This is a genomic window from Lentzea waywayandensis, assembly GCF_900115955.1.
In the GTDB taxonomy this organism is placed as follows: domain Bacteria; phylum Actinomycetota; class Actinomycetes; order Mycobacteriales; family Pseudonocardiaceae; genus Lentzea; species Lentzea waywayandensis.
Window position 1 is genome coordinate 201,895 of sequence record NZ_FOYL01000003.1, and the last position, 15,553, is coordinate 217,447.

The 15,553-nt window shown below is 70.0% G+C and carries 18 protein-coding genes; 7 read left to right on the forward strand and 11 right to left on the reverse strand.

Translation table 11 applies throughout. From position 1 onward, the window contains the following. The first annotated feature begins 51 nt into the window (after positions 1–51). The 3 genes from BM417_RS11615 to BM417_RS11625 are packed head-to-tail and all read left to right on the forward strand — an operon-like array spanning position 52 to position 2,901. Complete coding sequence (locus tag BM417_RS11615) at positions 52–1,248, forward strand: ABC transporter permease (protein ID WP_093593541.1); 1,197 nt, start codon at positions 52–54, stop codon at positions 1,246–1,248. Beyond that, positions 1,241–1,630, forward strand: coding sequence for a cytidine deaminase (locus BM417_RS11620; RefSeq protein WP_030478475.1), 390 nt, complete (start codon positions 1,241–1,243; stop codon positions 1,628–1,630). The genes BM417_RS11615 and BM417_RS11620 overlap by 8 nt, the downstream gene beginning before the upstream one ends. Beyond that, entirely contained in the window at positions 1,627–2,901 is a 1,275-nt protein-coding gene (locus BM417_RS11625) for a thymidine phosphorylase (RefSeq protein ID WP_093591562.1), read from the forward strand. The genes BM417_RS11620 and BM417_RS11625 overlap by 4 nt, the downstream gene beginning before the upstream one ends. Here the strand turns inward: BM417_RS11625 and BM417_RS11630 are convergent. Together BM417_RS11630 and BM417_RS11635 are read right to left on the reverse strand one after the other, a co-directional pair. Beyond that, on the reverse strand, positions 2,898–4,358 hold the full coding sequence (locus BM417_RS11630; protein ID WP_245821862.1) for a serine/threonine-protein kinase: 1,461 nt from the start codon (positions 4,356–4,358) through the stop codon (positions 2,898–2,900). The two genes, BM417_RS11625 and BM417_RS11630, sit on opposite strands and share 4 nt — an antisense overlap. A gap of 189 nt (positions 4,359–4,547) precedes the next feature. Continuing rightward, positions 4,548–5,978: a hypothetical protein gene (locus BM417_RS11635; protein WP_407656147.1), complete on the reverse strand. Its 1,431-nt coding sequence runs from the start codon at positions 5,976–5,978 to the stop codon at positions 4,548–4,550. Positions 5,979–6,352: 374 nt separating this feature from the next. Between BM417_RS11635 and BM417_RS11640 the strand changes: the two genes are divergently transcribed. Next, complete coding sequence (locus BM417_RS11640) at positions 6,353–7,447, forward strand: adenosine deaminase (protein ID WP_093591565.1); 1,095 nt, start codon at positions 6,353–6,355, stop codon at positions 7,445–7,447. Here BM417_RS11640 and BM417_RS11645 read toward each other — a convergent pair. Beyond that, positions 7,431–8,414: a dTDP-glucose 4,6-dehydratase gene (locus tag BM417_RS11645; RefSeq protein WP_093591568.1), complete on the reverse strand. Its 984-nt coding sequence runs from the start codon at positions 8,412–8,414 to the stop codon at positions 7,431–7,433. The genes BM417_RS11640 and BM417_RS11645 overlap by 17 nt on opposite strands. 2 nt (positions 8,415–8,416) lie before the next feature. After that, positions 8,417–9,160 (reverse strand): GntR family transcriptional regulator, encoded by a 744-nt coding sequence (locus BM417_RS11650; RefSeq protein WP_093591571.1) that lies wholly within the window; start codon positions 9,158–9,160, stop codon positions 8,417–8,419. Positions 9,161–9,249: 89 nt separating this feature from the next. Between BM417_RS11650 and BM417_RS11655 the strand changes: the two genes are divergently transcribed. Continuing rightward, complete coding sequence (locus tag BM417_RS11655) at positions 9,250–9,582, forward strand: hypothetical protein (RefSeq protein WP_093591574.1); 333 nt, start codon at positions 9,250–9,252, stop codon at positions 9,580–9,582. Between the two features lie 57 nt (positions 9,583–9,639). On the opposite strand, the gene BM417_RS11660 is transcribed toward BM417_RS11655, so the two are convergent. The 4 genes from BM417_RS11660 to BM417_RS11675 are packed head-to-tail and all read right to left on the reverse strand — an operon-like array spanning position 9,640 to position 12,295. Next, positions 9,640–10,857 carry a primosomal protein gene (locus tag BM417_RS11660; protein WP_093591577.1) on the reverse strand — a complete coding sequence of 406 codons (1,218 nt, stop codon included), beginning with the start codon at positions 10,855–10,857 and terminating at the stop codon, positions 9,640–9,642. 54 nt (positions 10,858–10,911) lie between these two features. Beyond that, positions 10,912–11,358 (reverse strand): YbaB/EbfC family nucleoid-associated protein, encoded by a 447-nt coding sequence (locus BM417_RS11665; protein ID WP_093591580.1) that lies wholly within the window; start codon positions 11,356–11,358, stop codon positions 10,912–10,914. Further along, a complete protein-coding gene (locus tag BM417_RS11670; RefSeq protein ID WP_245821863.1) occupies positions 11,346–11,699 on the reverse strand; it encodes a hypothetical protein in 354 nt (117 codons plus the stop codon). The genes BM417_RS11665 and BM417_RS11670 overlap by 13 nt, the downstream gene beginning before the upstream one ends. Positions 11,700–11,704: 5 nt before the next feature. Next, positions 11,705–12,295, reverse strand: coding sequence for a TetR/AcrR family transcriptional regulator (locus BM417_RS11675; protein ID WP_093591583.1), 591 nt, complete (start codon positions 12,293–12,295; stop codon positions 11,705–11,707). Between the two features lie 86 nt (positions 12,296–12,381). Between BM417_RS11675 and BM417_RS11680 the strand changes: the two genes are divergently transcribed. After that, the gene (locus BM417_RS11680; RefSeq protein WP_245821864.1) at positions 12,382–12,798 is read left to right on the forward strand and encodes a tautomerase family protein; all 417 of its coding nucleotides are present in this window, start codon (positions 12,382–12,384) and stop codon (positions 12,796–12,798) included. Position 12,799: 1 nt separating this feature from the next. Here the strand turns inward: BM417_RS11680 and BM417_RS11685 are convergent, their stop codons facing one another. Continuing rightward, a complete protein-coding gene (locus tag BM417_RS11685) occupies positions 12,800–13,981 on the reverse strand; it encodes a C40 family peptidase (RefSeq protein WP_093591589.1) in 1,182 nt (393 codons plus the stop codon). Continuing rightward, a complete protein-coding gene (locus BM417_RS11690) occupies positions 13,978–14,304 on the reverse strand; it encodes a hypothetical protein (RefSeq protein WP_093591592.1) in 327 nt (108 codons plus the stop codon). The genes BM417_RS11685 and BM417_RS11690 overlap by 4 nt, the downstream gene beginning before the upstream one ends. 92 nt (positions 14,305–14,396) lie before the next feature. Between BM417_RS11690 and BM417_RS11695 the strand changes: the two genes are divergently transcribed. After that, positions 14,397–14,933 carry an SMI1/KNR4 family protein gene (locus BM417_RS11695; RefSeq protein ID WP_177320387.1) on the forward strand — a complete coding sequence of 179 codons (537 nt, stop codon included), beginning with the start codon at positions 14,397–14,399 and terminating at the stop codon, positions 14,931–14,933. Here the strand turns inward: BM417_RS11695 and BM417_RS11700 are convergent. After that, a complete protein-coding gene (locus tag BM417_RS11700; RefSeq protein WP_177320388.1) occupies positions 14,930–15,520 on the reverse strand; it encodes a MarC family protein in 591 nt (196 codons plus the stop codon). The two genes, BM417_RS11695 and BM417_RS11700, sit on opposite strands and share 4 nt — an antisense overlap. Between the last annotated feature and the right edge of the window lie 33 nt (positions 15,521–15,553).

Genomic DNA, 15,553 nt, shown 5'->3' on the forward strand with positions numbered 1-15,553 from the left:
TCGACGTTGGAAGAGAAGCCGCACATCCCGGCGGCGCCTCGCAAGCGCAAGATGCCCGGCTGGGCAGTGGCCATGCTCGGTGTCGCCGGCGCGATCGCGTTGCTGTCGATCACGTCGATGCAGACCGGGTTCCCGCAGCTCACGTCGTCGGGCACGACCCAGACCGCGGTCCGGCTCGCGCTGCCGATCCTGCTCGCCGGTCTCGGCGGCCTGTGGGCGGAACGCGCCGGCGTGGTCAACATCGGCCTCGAAGGCATGATGATCATGGGCACCTGGGGCGCGGCGTGGGCCGGCTACCAGTGGGGTCCGTGGGCCGCTCTCGTCGCGGCCGTCGTCTTCGGTTCGCTGGGCGGTCTGCTGCACGCGATCGCCACGGTCACGTTCGGCGTCAACCACATCGTCTCCGGTGTGGCGATCAACCTGCTCGGCGCCGGTCTGACGAAGTACCTGTCGACGCTGATCTTCCTGCCGCTGTCGAACAACCCGCGGCAGTCGCCGCCGGTCCAGTCGTTCGACACCTTCTCGGCGGCTGGTCTCGGTGACTGGCTCGGCGAGCTCGAAGCGGGCCAGCGGCTGTTCATCTCCGACGTCGCAGGCATCCTGCGCGGCCTGGTCACCGGCGTCTCGCCGCTGACGATGATCGCGATCCTGCTGCTGCCGCTGTCGTACTACCTGCTCTGGCGCACCCGCTTCGGCCTGCGCCTGCGCTCGGTCGGCGAGAACCCGCACGCGGCGGACTCGCTGGGCGTGAAGGTGTACTTCCACAAGTACGTCGCCGTGATCGTCTCCGGTGGTCTCGCCGGCCTGGGTGGCGCCGCGCTGGTGCTCAACCCCGGTCAGCTGTCCTACCTGGAGGGTCAGACCGGCGGCCGCGGCTACATCGGCCTCGCCGCGATGATCTTCGGCAACTGGCGGCCCGGCGGCCTGCTGGGTGGCGCGGCGCTGTTCGGTTACGCCGACGGCCTGCAGCTGCGTTCGGGCGGCGAGACGGTGCTGGCGCTGGTCTACGGCGTGGTGATCCTGCTCGCCGCGATCGTGGTGTGGCAGCTGATCCGCCAGCGGTGGTTCTCCGCCGCGTCGGCGATCGTCGTGGCCGTGCTGATGTACCTGCTGTACATCAGCCTCGACGAGATCCCCGGCGAGTTCGTGTCGTACGCCCCGCACATGGTGACGCTGGCCGTGCTGGCCGTGGCGTCGCAGCGGTTGCGAATGCCGGCCGCTGACGGACTGGTCTACCGCCGTGGCTGAGGTCGACTGGGACCTGCTGCGGGCACGGGCAGTGGAGGCGGCGTCGTTCGCCCACTGCCCGTACTCGGGGCTGCAGGTCGGATCAGCGGCGTTGTGCGACGACGGCCGCATCGTCACCGGGTGCAACGTCGAGAACGCCTCGTACGGCGTGGGTTTGTGCGCCGAGTGCGCGATGGCCGGGCAGTTGCAGCTCACGGGCGGCGGCCGGTTCGTCGCCGTGGCCTGTCGTTCCGGTGCCGGTGAGCTGCTGATGCCGTGCGGTCGCTGCCGTCAGGTTCTCTACGAACTGGGCGGTCGTGACTGTTTGGTGGACACGCCTTCCGGTGTGCTGCCGATGTCGTCGGTGCTGCCGGACGCGTTCGGACCGGAGGATCTGCCATGAGTTTCTCCGCCGTGGACGTCATTCGCGCCAAGCGCGACGGTTTGGCGTTGTCGGACGCGCAGATCGACTGGGTCATCGACGCCTACACGCACGGTGCCGTCGCAGACGAGCAGATGTCCGCGCTGGCCATGGCGATCTTCCTCAACGGCATGACGTCGTCCGAGACCGCGCGCTGGACGCAGGCGATGATCTCGTCCGGCGAACGGCTCTCGCTGCACGTCGACCGCCCGACCGTGGACAAGCACTCGACGGGCGGTGTCGGCGACAAGATCACGCTGCCGCTGGCACCTCTCGTCGCCGCGTGTGGCGCTGCCGTGCCGCAGCTTTCGGGCCGCGGTCTCGGCCACACCGGCGGGACCCTGGACAAGCTGGAGTCGATCCCGGGGTGGCGGGCCGCACTGTCCACTTCGGAGATTCTCGACCAGCTGTCGTCGGTCGGTGCCGTGGTTTGTGCTGCCACCGAAGGACTTGCTCCGGCCGACCGCAAGCTCTACGCGTTGCGGGATGTCACCGGAACGGTCGAGGCGATTCCGCTGATCGCGTCCTCGATCATGTCGAAGAAGATCGCCGAGGGCGCCGAGTCACTGGTGCTGGACGTGAAGGTCGGCTCCGGCGCGTTCATGAAGGACCTGACGTCCGCACGTGCGCTGGCCGAGGCGTTGGTCGCCATCGGCGTCCAGCACGGCGTGCGGATCTCGGCCCTGCTGACCGACATGTCGGTGCCTCTGGGCCGCGCAGTCGGCAACGCGGTCGAGGTGGCCGAGTCCGTCGACGTGCTGCGCGGTGGCGGACCTGCCGACGTGGTCGAGCTGACCGTGGCCCTGGCACGTGAGATGTTGTCGCTGGCCGGGATTTCGGTCGACCCGGCGGCCGTGCTGGCGTCCGGTGAGGCGTACGAGGTGTGGGCGCGGATGATCCGTGCCCAGGGCGGCGATCCCGATGCCGCACTGCCCGTCGCCTCGCACAAGCACGTCGTCGAAGCGCCCGCCACCGGCGTGCTGTCCACTTTGGACGCTTACGGCGTCGGGGTGGCGGCGTGGCGGCTCGGTGCCGGCCGTGCGCGCAAGGAGGACCCGGTGCAGTTCGGTGCCGGCGTGCTCTGCCTGGCCAAGCCGGGGGATTCCGTCGAGGCAGGCCAGCCGTTGCTGGAGCTGTACACCGACACCCCGGACGCGGTCGACGGTGCTCTGCAGGCGCTGGAAGGCGCCTACGAGGTCACCGACTCCGCGCCGGAGCGTTCACCGCTGGTGATCGACACCATCCGCGGTTAGCCGACGAGCGAGCCCGCCAGGGGCGACCTGTCCTGCTTCCACAGCACGCACAGGACCTCCTGGCGGCCCGGCGTCGCCGCGTCGTTGTAGGCCTCCCACTCCTTCTGCGTGGGCACGAGGCCGGTGAAGCCGAGGACCTCCTTGGAGTTCGGCTCGATGGCCTTGAACTGCTCGGTGCAGTAGTTCTTGGTGAAGTCGGCGAGCCACTGCGTGCCGGGGTAGGCGATGTCCTTCGGCTTGTCCCACAACGGCGTCGCGGCGGAGAAGAGCTGAATCCCGTGCGGCCCGCTGCACGGCACCTCGGACCTGACCGGTGACCCCTGCGTGAGGAAGTCCTTGGCGCACTGCGTGCCGGAGAGGTTCCACTCGGGCACGTCGCCGCCGCGGCCGAACGTGGCGATGCGGCGCGACGGCAGCGGGGCACCTACCGGCAGGGACGCGGCCTCGGTCCACTCGCCGGAGTTCTCGCTGGTCTGGCTGGTGCTCGGACCCGCGTTGTTCGTGGTCGAGTTCTTCGGCTTGAAGACCTGGTACCCGGCGAACGCGACGCCCGCGAGTACGGCGATGCCGACGACCACTGCGGCGATCTTGACCGCCGTGCCCTTCTTCTTGCCACTGTTGTTGTGCGGCAACGAAACCTGCGTGGCGCCCTGGCTGATCGCGGTCAGCATCTGCCGCGCCTGGGGCGCGGTCAGCCGGCGCGTCACGTCGACGGTGAGGAACCCGCGGATCACCTCGGCCAGCGCGGGCGAGGCGCGCCGCAGCACGGGTGGCTCGTTCATGACGGCGTGCAGCGTCGACGCCGTGGAGGTGCGTTCGAACGGGCTGATGCCCTCGACCGCGTGCGCCATCGTGACGCCGAGCGCCCACAGGTCCGACGCGGGCGAGGCCTCCCAGCCGCTGAGCCGGTCCGGTGACATGTACGCGGGCGAACCGACGATGCCGCCGTTGTGGGTGAGCCTGGGGTCGTCCATCGCCTGCGCGATGCCGAAGTCGGTGAGCTTCACGGCGCCGTCCGGGCGCACCATGATGTTGCTGGGCTTGACGTCCCGATGAACGATGCCGGCCTGGTGCGCGGCCTCCAGTGCGCCCAGCACCTGCAACGCCACGTTCGCCATCCACACCGAGTCGCGCGGCCCGTGCCGTTGCACGATGGTGGAGAGGTCGAGCGCGTCGACCAGTTCCATCGCGAGGTAGGTGCGGTCGTTCTCCCGGACGATGTCGTAGACCGTCACGACGGCGGGGTGGTTCAGCCGGCCGGCGGTCCGCGCCTCGCGGAGCATGCGCTCCTCCAGCACGTTGCGTTCCTCGGCGGCCATGCCCTGCGGTGGGTGCAGCTCCTTGAGCGCGACGGCCCGGCCGAGCACCTGGTCCTGGGCACGCCACACGACGCCCATCGCACCTCGGCCGAGTTCGGCCAGCAGTGCGTAGCGGTTGGCGACAAGTCGCTGTTGCACGGACTTCCCTTCCGGACGCCCCTGGCTGCCCTTTTGGTCACCCCCAGATGGCGGCGAGCATAACCACGGCGTGTGTGAGCGCTCTCGTCATGGTCACGTGTGTCGCCTCGCGCGGGTTCACCTCAAGACGCGGAACGGCCCCGGAGCAGCAGCTCCGGGGCCGTTCGTCAGGCAGGGCGGTTCAGGCGATCAGGCGCCCTCGGCCGCCAGGTCGTCGTCGTCCATGTCCTTGCCACCGTTCGCCGGCTTCGGGCCGCCGTTCTTGCGGGTGCGGCGCTGCGGGCGCGGCAGGGCGGTGGGCGGCGGGGGAGGCGTGGGCGAGCCGCCGCCGAGGATGAGCTCGGCGAAGGTGGCCATGGCCTCGTCCAGCTGGCCGCCGATGCGCAGTTCGGACTCCTGGTTCGACTTGCGGACCAGGGACTGCAGCGCGTCGGCGTCCGGGCGGGCGCCCACGGTCTCGGCGACCTTGGTGAGGCTCGCGTCGACCGTGCCGCCGAGCTCGGAGATGCGGCTGGCGAAGCCGTCCTCGACCTTGTCCAGGCGGTTGGTCATGTTGTCGAGCTGCGAGGTGACGAGCTCCAGGCGGCGGGCCAGGGACTCGAGGCGGTCGGCGGCGTCGACCTGGTCGCGGGACTGCTCGATCGCCGCGTACAGGGCGGTGCGGGCCTCGTCCAGCTTGCCGTTGACGACCTCGCGGGTGTCGGCGACGGCGGTCACCAGCTCGGTGCGGGTCTCGGCGAGCGAGCCGGCGAGCGAGTCGCGGGTCTCGGCCAGCGTTCCGGCGAGCGAGTCGCGGGTCTCCGCCACGACGCCGGCCAGTTCGCCACGGGTCTCCGCCACGGCGCCGGACAGCTCGGTGCGGGTCTCGGTGAGCGACGCGGCCAGCTGGTTGTGGCGGTCGGTGACCGTGGACACCAGCTTCTCGCGGCTGTCGTTGATCGCCCCGGCCAGCTCCCCGCGGCTCTCGGCGATGGCGGTGACCAGCTCGCTGCGGGCAGCGGCGAGGGCGTCACGCTGCTCGTCGGCGCGGCCGTGCACGCTGGAGAAGGACTCGGCGAGGATCTTCTGCAGGGCCTCGCGGGTGCCGTCGAGGTGCTCGTGCACGCCCTCGTCCACCTCGTCGAGACGGCCACGCAGCGCGGCCTCCAGCGCTTCGACGCGCTCGCGCAGCGGGTTCGTGACGGCGGCCGGGATCGCGTCGACCTTGCCGTCCTGCTTGTCCAGGTGGCCGTCGAGGTCGTCGATGCGCTTGTGGATGCTCGAGAGCTTGTCCTCGAGGCCGTCCATGCGGCCCGCGACACCCTCGAAGCGGCCGGCGACGCCGTCGAGGCGTCCGTCCAGCTGCGCGAACGGCTTGGCGAGCTTGTCCACCAGGGCGTCGACCGCGCGACCGATGTCGGCGACGGCGTTGTCCTGGGCCTCCAGCTTGGCGAGGGCCTCGTCCAGGCGCTCAGCGAGAACGCTGACCTCGGTGCGGTCCGGCAGCTCCGACAGGCGCTTGCGAACCGAACCCAGCGACTCCAGAGGCGACATCCGGGCGTGGATCTCGTCCAGCGCGTCGAAGATCTGCTGCTGCTCGCTCTCACGGATCTCCGCGGCGCGCGTGAGCATGTTGCGCATCCGATCGAAGGACATCGTGGAGTTGTTGTTCTCTGTCACGGCTGAGTGCCTTCGTCCAGGGGAGGGGGAGACCACGGGAGCCTATCCGCGTCACGGGACGTCGCTGTACCACCCCCGCCAGAAAATGGCCGGGTGCGGATGGCCAACTAACCCGATCAGGTTACCCGACTACTCTGAACGCCAAGTCACCGGCCGAATGCGGGCAGTAGCCGCCGATGATGTTCCTACCTTGGGGTGACTCAAGCCTCGCGTTGGTTGCAGAAAGTTGCTGATCACGGATCTGCAACGACGTTGATACAGCAAACGATCATATCGGCGGCAAGATCATTTTGGCCAGCACTGAAGCGGCGTGTCGCCTGGAGTAACGTGTAGCAATGTCCACGCCGCTTACCTTGGAGTCCATCCGCAGCGCGCCGAAGGTGCTGCTGCACGACCACCTCGACGGTGGCCTCCGCCCGCAGACGGTGATCGAACTCGCCGATGCCACCGGCTACCAGGGCCTGCCCACCACCGACGCGGGCGTCCTCGGCGGCTGGTTCCGCGACAACGCCAACTCCGGCTCCCTCGTGCGCTACCTCGAAGGCTTCGCCCACACGTGCGGCGTCATGCAGGACGAGGCGTCGCTGGTGCGAGTCGCCGCCGAGGCCGTCGAGGACCTGGCCGCGGACGGCGTCGTCTACGCCGAGATCCGCTACGCGCCCGAGCTGAACACCGACAAGGGCCTCTCGCTGGAACAGGTCGTCGAGGCCGTCCAGGAGGGCTTCCGCGTCGGCGAGCAGCGCGTCGCCGCGACCGGCCGCAAGATCCGCATCGGCACCCTGCTGTGCGCGATGCGCCAGAACGAGGGCTGGCTGCGCATCGCCGAGCTGGCCGTCCGCTACCGCGACCTCGGCGTCGTCGGCTTCGACATCGCGGGCCCCGAGGCCGGTTTCCCTCCCACCAGGGGCCTCGACACGTTCGAGTACCTGCGCCAGCAGAACGCGCACTTCACCATCCACGCCGGTGAGGCGTTCGGCCTGCCGTCCATCTGGGAGGCGATCCAGCACTGCGGCGCCGAACGACTCGGCCACGGCGTGCGGATCGTCGACGACATCAAGGTTTCCGGCGACGGCACCGTCCAGCTGGGCCGCCTGGCCGCGTACGTCCGCGACCGCCGCATCCCGCTGGAGATGTGCCCGACCTCGAACCTCCAGACCGGCGCCGCCCCGACGCTGGCCGACCACCCGATCGGCCTGCTCGCCAAGCTGCGGTTCCGCGTCACCGTCAACACCGACAACCGCCTGATGAGCGACTGCACCCTGTCGAGCGAGTTCGCCGCGCTGGCCGAGACGTTCGGCTACGGGTGGGCGGACCTTCAGTGGTTCACGATCAACGCCATGAAGTCGGCGTTCCTCGGGTTCGACGAGCGGCTGGCGATCATCAACGAGCTGGTCAAGCCGGGCTACGCCGCGCTCACCGCCCAGCCGTAGCCGCCCACGTGCTCTCGTCGATCGCGCTGAGCTTCAGCAGCGGCTCCCACCACGCGCGGTTGGCGGCGTACCAGCGGATGGTGTCCCGGACTCCGGCCTCGAAGCCGATCTCCGGGCGCCATCCGAGCTCGCGGCCGATCCGGGTGGAGTCCAGCAGGTAGCGGCGGTCGTGGCCGGGACGGTCGGCGACGATCGACTTCCGCGACCGCGGCAGCCCGAGCTCGTCCAGAACGAGGTCGGCGATCTCATCGACGCTCGCCTCGACACCCGTGCCCACGTGGTAGGTCCGGCCGATCTCGCCGTCCCGCAGCACCGCGTCGATCGCACGGCAGTGGTCCAGCACGTGGATCCACTCGCGGCGGTTGTCGCTCGACGCGTAGACAGGCAGTTGCTCGCCGTTCAAAGCACACGTCGTGAACAGCGGCAGGACGTTCTCGGGGAACTGGTTGGGGCCGTAGTTGTTGGCGCAGTTGGTGATCGTCACCGGCAGGCCGAACGTCTCGTGGTACGAGCGAACCCCGTGGTCCGCGCCGGCCTTCGACGCGTTGTAGGGCGTGCGTGGCCGGTAGGGCGAGTCCTCGTGGAACGCCTCGGTGGCGTCCAGTGCAAGGTCGCCGTACACCTCGCACGTCGACACGTGGTGAAACCGCCGAACGCCCGCGCGACGACAGGACTCCAGCAACGCCTGCGTGCTGAGGACGTTCGTGCGGAAGAAGCGGCCGGGATCCAGCACGGCGAGGCTGTTGTGCGACTCGGCGGCGAAGTTCACGACGACGTCGATGCCCTCGACGTCCGCGTCGGCGATGTCCGCGTGCACGAACGGCACGTCGGCGGGCAGGTTCGCGCGGGTGCCGCGGTAGGTCAGCGCGTCGAGGGCGATGACCTCGTCCGCCGGGTGTTCGCGCAGCCAGTAGCGGGTGAAGTGCGAGCCGATGAACCCGGCCGCACCGGTGACGAGCACGCGCATGGTCAGTCCTCCGTGGGGATCGCGGCGACGCCGGGAGGTTCCGCGCCGGGCCAGCCGCGGAACTCGACCTCCAGCTGGAACCGGTGGCCCAGGTAGTGGTGCTCGGACAGGGCGATCGGGTGCTCCGCGGCGTCCAGCGCGATGCGGCGCACCAGCAGCACCGGCGTGGCGGCGGTGACGCCGAGCAGGGAGCCGACGTCGCCCGCCGCGACGGCGGCGATGCTCTGCCGCACGACGGCGATCTGGTTTCCGTTGCGGCGCAACGTCTCCCAGGTTCCGGGCGACTCGGCGTCGGCGCGGCTCACCGGTGCGGCCAGCGCCAGGGGTACCCACTCGGTCACGACGTCGAGTGGCGTGTCTCCGGTGCGGCGCAACGAACGCACGCGCAGCATCTCGCCCGGACCCAGCGTCGAGGCGACGCCGGCGGAGGCCTCGCGGTAGCCGTACTCGAGAACGGTGCGCACCAGTGCGACACCGGCTTCGGCCACGGCTGACTGCGCGTGCTGGAACGTGCCGAGCGCCAGCGGTTGTGCGAACGACACGACGTACCAGCCGGCGCCCTTTCGGGACGCCAGCAGGCCTTCGTCGCGGAGCTGCTCCAGTGCGCGGCGCACGGTGACGCGGCTGACCTCGTAGCGGCGGCCGAGTTCTGCCTCGCTCTCGATCGACCCGGCCGGACCGTAGTCGCCGAGCGTGATGCGCTCCCGCAGCTCGGTGGCGAGGCGCTGCGACCGGGAGCCTGTCATAAACCTGTATCATACAGGTGTGTCAACCGGATGTGGTTCCGGTCGTGCGTGACAGCTGATCGACAGCTGTCGCTGGAAGAGTTGGTCGCATGCGCCCTGCACTGATCGCCGGAGGACTCGCGGTCCTCGCCTCGATGGCCCTCGCCCTGCCCGCCAGCGCCGACTCCTGGGAGAACGCCGCCTTCTACGCCGGAACGGACCTGACCGGCACCAAGCACTCGGTCGACCTCACGAACAAGCAGTGCGTGAACATCACGCCCGCGAAGTCCGCGAGCAACATCTCGGCCGCCGACATCGAGGTCTTCTTCAACGCGGACTGCCAGAAGGGGAGCCCTGGTGAGCCCAGCGACCTCTACTACGTCCTCGGCAGCCTGCACCAGGGCAACTTCCCGTTCCCCGCGGTGAGCTACCGAGTCCGTTAGACGCCAACGAAAAGGGGCCGCTCACCAGAAGTGAGCGGCCCCTTCGCGCAAGCGGACTCAGTTGGTGTTGAGCCGGTCCTCGAACGAGGCCTGCAGCGTGCGGAACGCGGCCACCTCGGCGGTGTACGGCGCGGACGGCGCGAGACGCGTCGGATCCGGCGACACCACGAACGACACGAGCCAGCCCAGCGACTCGGACGAGGCGAGCGCGTCCTTCACGGACTCGTCCTCCGCCCACTCGGCCGCGTCCTCGAACAGTTCGACGGCGAGGTCGAGCTGCTGCGGGTCGAGGGAGTCGGGGCCCTCCTCCATGTCCTCGGCGATGCCGGTCAGCACGTAGACGTTGTCGTCGTCCACCTCGACGTCGAGCTCGCCCGCGGTGGCCTTGACCTTGATGTCGTTCCAGGTCTCGACCTCGGCCAGGTCGTGCTCGTCGTTCTCGGCGACGAAGCGGCTCAGGGCGCGCTGCGAGGTGAAGACCTCGATCTTGCCGCGGCGGCCCAGGAACACCGGGTCGTCGCCCAGGTAGCAGCGCAGCGTGTAGAACTCGCCGGCGGACGTGATGATCTTGATTGGGTCGACGCCGACCTCGGCCCAGAAGCCCGTGGGCTCGGCCTTCTCCTCGTCGGAGTCCTCGTCCGCGGGGGAGTCGACGGCGGCCGCGGCCGTGGCGGCCTCCAGCACGGCGAGCTCCTCCTGCGCGACGGAGAGCTCCTTCTCGGGGACCTCCGGCGTGTTCACCACGCTGTCGATCGCGTCGAGGACCTCGTCCCACTTCTCGGAGACGACCTCGGACAGCTCGCCCCACAGCTTGCCGCCGTCACGGCCGCTGAACGGCAGCGTGCCCTGCGGCAGCAGCGAGAAGCCCTCGGCGCTGTCGAGCACCTCGTGGACCTTCTCCAGGTCGCAGACGTCCGCGAGGGCGCGCACGATCGCGATGACGTCGGCGAGCTCACCGATCGTCCAGGTGTCCGGGTCCTCCGCGACGAGCTCGGGCACACCGACGAGGTCGAACTGGTGGTTGTCGTCCGGCGAGAGGTCCGCGACACCCAGCGACGGCACGACCGGCCACGCAGGGTGATCGGTCAGGTCGTGCTCCTCGGCGGTGCGCACGAAGGCGGCGAGATGCGCGGCGTCGGGGAAGACGAACAGGTCTTCCTCGTCGCCGAGGAACGCCTCCCACTCCTCGCCCTTCTCGCGCCAGCGGGGTGCCCACAGAGTGACGACGTCACCCTGCGTCAGCCCCAGCTCGATGGGGACGATGTCCTGCGCCATCCTGACCTCCCGGTCACGCCTGCCTGATGCCGTCGACGAGCCTAACGGTGCTGATCACCGGAGCCACGAGGGGTTCTCGAAGAAAGCGTCGTCGTCGGTGTCCTCGACGCGCGGCGCCCGCTGCCTGCGCTCCGGTGGTGCCTGCTCAGCAGGCGGTTTGGGTGCCACGACGGGGTTCCACGTCGACCGGAAGGGTGAGTCGCCGGCGATGGACTCGACGTCGATCGCCATTCCGTCACCGAGGGCCAGGGCCATCTTGTTGAAGCTGATCTGCACGGCCGAGTTCGTGGCGAGCTGGACGGTCTCCGTGACGACCTGCCCCACGGCCTGCGCACCCTGCTTCAGCAGCGAGGGGTGCAGGTGCAGGGCCTTGATCTCGCCCTTCGGCGACGCCGTGACCATGCACGTGCCGTTCGGGTGCTCGACCGTGGCGGTGAGGGCCGCGAGTTCGCGCTGGAGCTGCTCGGTGGCCCGCATGCGTTCCTCGTTCACCGCTGCCACCCGAGCTCGTCCTCGTCAGGTCCGCGTTCGACGCCGAGAGCGGTGAGCTCGCGCGGGTCGACCACGCGGTCCAGGGTCTGGTGCAGGCGGGTGTTCGCGTTGCGCTGGGCCTTGTCGGCGATGCGCATGATCTCGGCGGCCAGTCCGTGCGGGCCCATCCGCAACGCCGCCGGGCTCACCGCGATCTGCTGCGGCGGACCGCCGGGCGTGGCGACCACGGTCACCGCACCGTCCGGAGAGGACGCTCGTCCTGTGATGGGACCACTGCGCGTGACGTGCTCCGACACGGCCTGTTCGACATCGCGCACCTTCCGCGCGGCGCGCTGGACGTCGTCGTCCACTCGGATCACCCCCTGATGGGGACAGTGTGCCGCATTCCAGGATCTTCGGTGGCGGCATGTAGCAAGGCGGTGAGTTCGGCGGCCACGTCGTCCAGCGGTTCGATGCTGCGCTGGGCCCGGCACATCGCGACCGCGCCCTCCGCCGCCGAGACGCAGAGGTGGGCGAGGCTGCGCGCCCGCACGGGCGAGACCCCGTGCTCCTCCAAAGACGCGGCCAGCTGTGCCGACCACGCCCGGAACCCGTCCGCCGCGGCCATGAGCGCCTGCGGGCTGACGTTCTCCTCGATGGACACGGCGAGCACGGGACAACCGGCCTGAAAACCGGTCTCGGTGACGATCTGCCGCCACAGCGCGAAGAACGCCTTCAGCCCGTCGACCGGTCCTTTGCGGAGCTTCGCCGTGAGCACCTTCGAGACGGTGTCGGCCGCCCACTGGACCGCCTCGGTCGCGAGCTGCGTCTTGCCGCCGGGGAAGTAGTGGTAGGTCGAGCCGAGCGGCGTGCCCGCGTGCTTGGCGACCTCGCGGATGCTCGTCGCGTTGAGGCCGCGCCGCCGGATCATGTCGGCCGCGCCGGTGACGATCTGCTCTCGGGACATGTCAGGCCTTTCTGGCTATAACGCTCGTCATAGGTTAGCGTCCGCCTGGGTATAACAGTCGTCATAGATCGGGGAATGTCATGCCGATGATCGAACTGACCGCGCCGGCCGGATCGCTGACGGACGCGGGCCGCAAGAGCGTGCAGCGCGACCTGGCCGCGTTGCTGCTGAAGTGGGAGGGCGCGCCGGACAACGAGTTCTTCCGCTCGGTGGCGTGGACCTACCTGCACGAACTGCCGACGGGTGCGCAGACCACGGCCGAGGACGACGCGCCGCGGTTCCGGGTGGACGTCCGGGTGCCGGCGGGCGCGTTGTCCGACCGGCGCAAGGCCGGTCTCGTGCAGGAGGCGACCGCGCTGGTGCTGGAGGCCGCCGGACTGGGTGAGGCCGACGCGTTGCGGGTGTGGGTGCTGATCCACGAGCAGCCCGAGGGGACCTGGGGCGCGGGCGGTCAGATCGTGAAGTTCGCCGACCTGAAGGCCGCGGCCCAGGCCGCGAAGTAGGTCACCCGGTCGGGCGGTAGAAGCCGTAGAACGACATCCCGCTGTTCGTCGTCCGGATCGGCTGCACCTGCACCGGGTCGCCGGCCTCGACCATCTGGCCGTTGCCGATGATCATCGCCACGTGCCCGTCCCACACCACGAGGTCGCCGGGCAGCAGCTGGTCCGCGGGCACCGAGGCGCCCATCGCCTGGGACGAGGCCGGGCGCGGGATGTCGAAGCCGGCGCCCCCGTACGCCCACTGCGTGAGGCCCGAGCAGTCGGTGCCCTGGGGCGGGTTCGCGCCGCCCCACACGTACGGGGTACCCAGGGCGGACAACGCGTTGCGCACGGCCTTGGCCGCGGTCTCGTTCGGTGCCTCGGCGCTGCTGCCGTCGGGCAGGTTCACCCCGACGCCCTCGCCGGGCTGCGGTGGGATCGCGACGGGCAGACGCGGGCCGGAGCCGCCGCCACCTCCACCGCCGCCCGAACCGCCGCCACCGCCTCCGCCACCGCCTCCGCCACCGCCGCCGCCACCCGACCCGGACCCGCCGCCGTTGTTGGAGCCGGGACCGGATTCCTGCTTCGGGGTGTCGGAGGCGCTGGAGGCCGAGGTGGTGCCCTCGTCGCCGCCGAGCGGTTCGCCGAGCTTCGCCAGCGCGCCCGCGTCCGGCTTCTGCAGGCCGTTGATCTGCCCGACGAGCTGCGTGAGCTGGTCGCGCACCTTCTGGAGTTCGGCGGAGGTCTTGCCCTGGTACCCGGACGCCATTCCGGCGAGGTCGGCCACGGCCGCCAGCACGACGCCGGGCCCCGCCACGAGCGACAGGGCGAGTGCCGCGGCGAGCTTCGGGGTCGCCTTGGACGTGAACTCGTCGATGAGGCCCTGGATCGCCGTGCGGCCGCCGGTCACCGCGGACACGCCGGTCGAGGCCGCGGTCTTGAGCGCGGAAGCGTTGGAGGACAACAGGTTCGCGGCCGAGGCGAAGGTGGAGACGCGGGTGGTGAAGGCGTTGGCCTTGTCGCCGGACCACGTGTTGAGCACGGCGGTCGAGGCCGAGCCGTGCCGCGTGCCCAGGTCGGTCATCGCGGTCTGGGCGCGGCCGAAGGCGTCGCCGGCCCGCGTGGCGCCGCCGGTGTCACCGTCCAGCTTGGCCAGGTCCTCCTTCATGGGCGCGATGAACTGGCTCAGCAGCCCCTCGACGCTCATACCTGCGCCGCCTTGTTGATCGCCGCCTTGTGCGCTTCCTCTTGGGCGACGTACGACTCGCGGGCCTTCGAGACCGCGGTGCCGAGACCGGCGAGCCCCGTCGACGCCGCCTTCAGCGCGTCGAGCTGCGCCTGCGCGGCCGTCTGGAACGCGGCGTTGAGGCCGACCTCGTTGCCCAGCTTGCCGAAGCAGTCGCCAGGGAGGCTGGTGGTGCCGTTCAACGTGCCGGTGCCCACGGCGCCGACTTCGCTCGCCAGACCGCTCACCGCGGACGCGTATCCGGTCAAGGCGTCGAAGTCGACCTTGAGGCCTTGTTCCGCCATCTGAAAGCTCTTCCCCCAGTAGTGACCTGTTCGCCTTGATCCTGCCCCGATGGGCGGTACCTCGCCCGTCGTTCCGCCAAGATCATGGAACGGTGGGTGTGATCGAGCACTGGAACCGGATCCTGGCATGGCTGGCGGAGCACGCTCCTGCCACCCGTGCCGTGCTGCGGCCGAGGTATGACGCGCTGCCGGAGCTTCGGGTTCCGATCGATCTCCAGCTGTGGTGGAGCGTCTACGGCGGCACCGAGGACGGGCGCTTCGCCGAGATCCTGCCGCCCTTCTACACGCCGCTGGGCGCCGATCGCGCGTTCGTGCTCAGGGACACCCACGCGAGCAAGCCCGTCGATGCCTCCGAGGCGGGCTCACCGATCTCGGGCTTCCACCCGGAGTGGCTGCCGATCGCGTTCGACGGCACCGGCGACGTGCTCGCGGTGGACCTCCGGCCCGGCGTGCTGCGCGGCTGCGTGGTCGAGTGGGACCAGGAGCGCAACGAGATGGTCAAGCCGGAGTGGACGTCGATCGTGGAGATGTTCGACCAGGTCGCGACGGCCCTGGAGACGCGCAGCGCGGTCGGGCACTGCTTCCCGGAGGTCAACTCCGCCGGCGAACTGGGCTGGCGAACCAGCTAGACCCGTTCGAGGATGCCGAGCGTGATCAGGCCCTCGACGATCTGGTCGACGCCCAGCGCCGCGAGCAGCACGCCCAGCACCCGCACGAGCACCCAGGCGTAGGTCATCTTGACCCAGCGCATCGCGATGCCGAGCACCGCGATCGCCGCGAGGTCGAGCGCGATCACCGCCGCGAACCCGCCGGCCAGCACGAACGTCGTCTCGATCGACTTCGTGTCCGAGAGCAGGAACAGGTAGGCCAGCGCCACGGGGTTCGCGTAGTAGGCGGTGGCCAACTCGTGCGTGCCGCGCGTCTCGTCGTGCGTCGGTTCCTGCTTGCGTCCGAGCACGAGGTCAAGCGCGTGCACGAACAGGATGACGCCGCTCGCCAGGTACAGCGCCCCCTCGCTGATGTGGAAGACGGAGAGCAACGCCCGTCCGGCCACCACCACGAACAGGCCGACACCCAGCGCGATCGCGGTGGAGGTGAACGCCACCCGCCACCGCGTCCGGGAGTCGGCGCCCTCGGTGTCCATCAGGAACGCCAGCAGGATCTTCGGCGGGCCGACCACGGCGACCAGGATGCTGAACGCCTCCACGAACTTCATGGCGGCCATGATCAGGCGGTGGGCCCGGCGGCG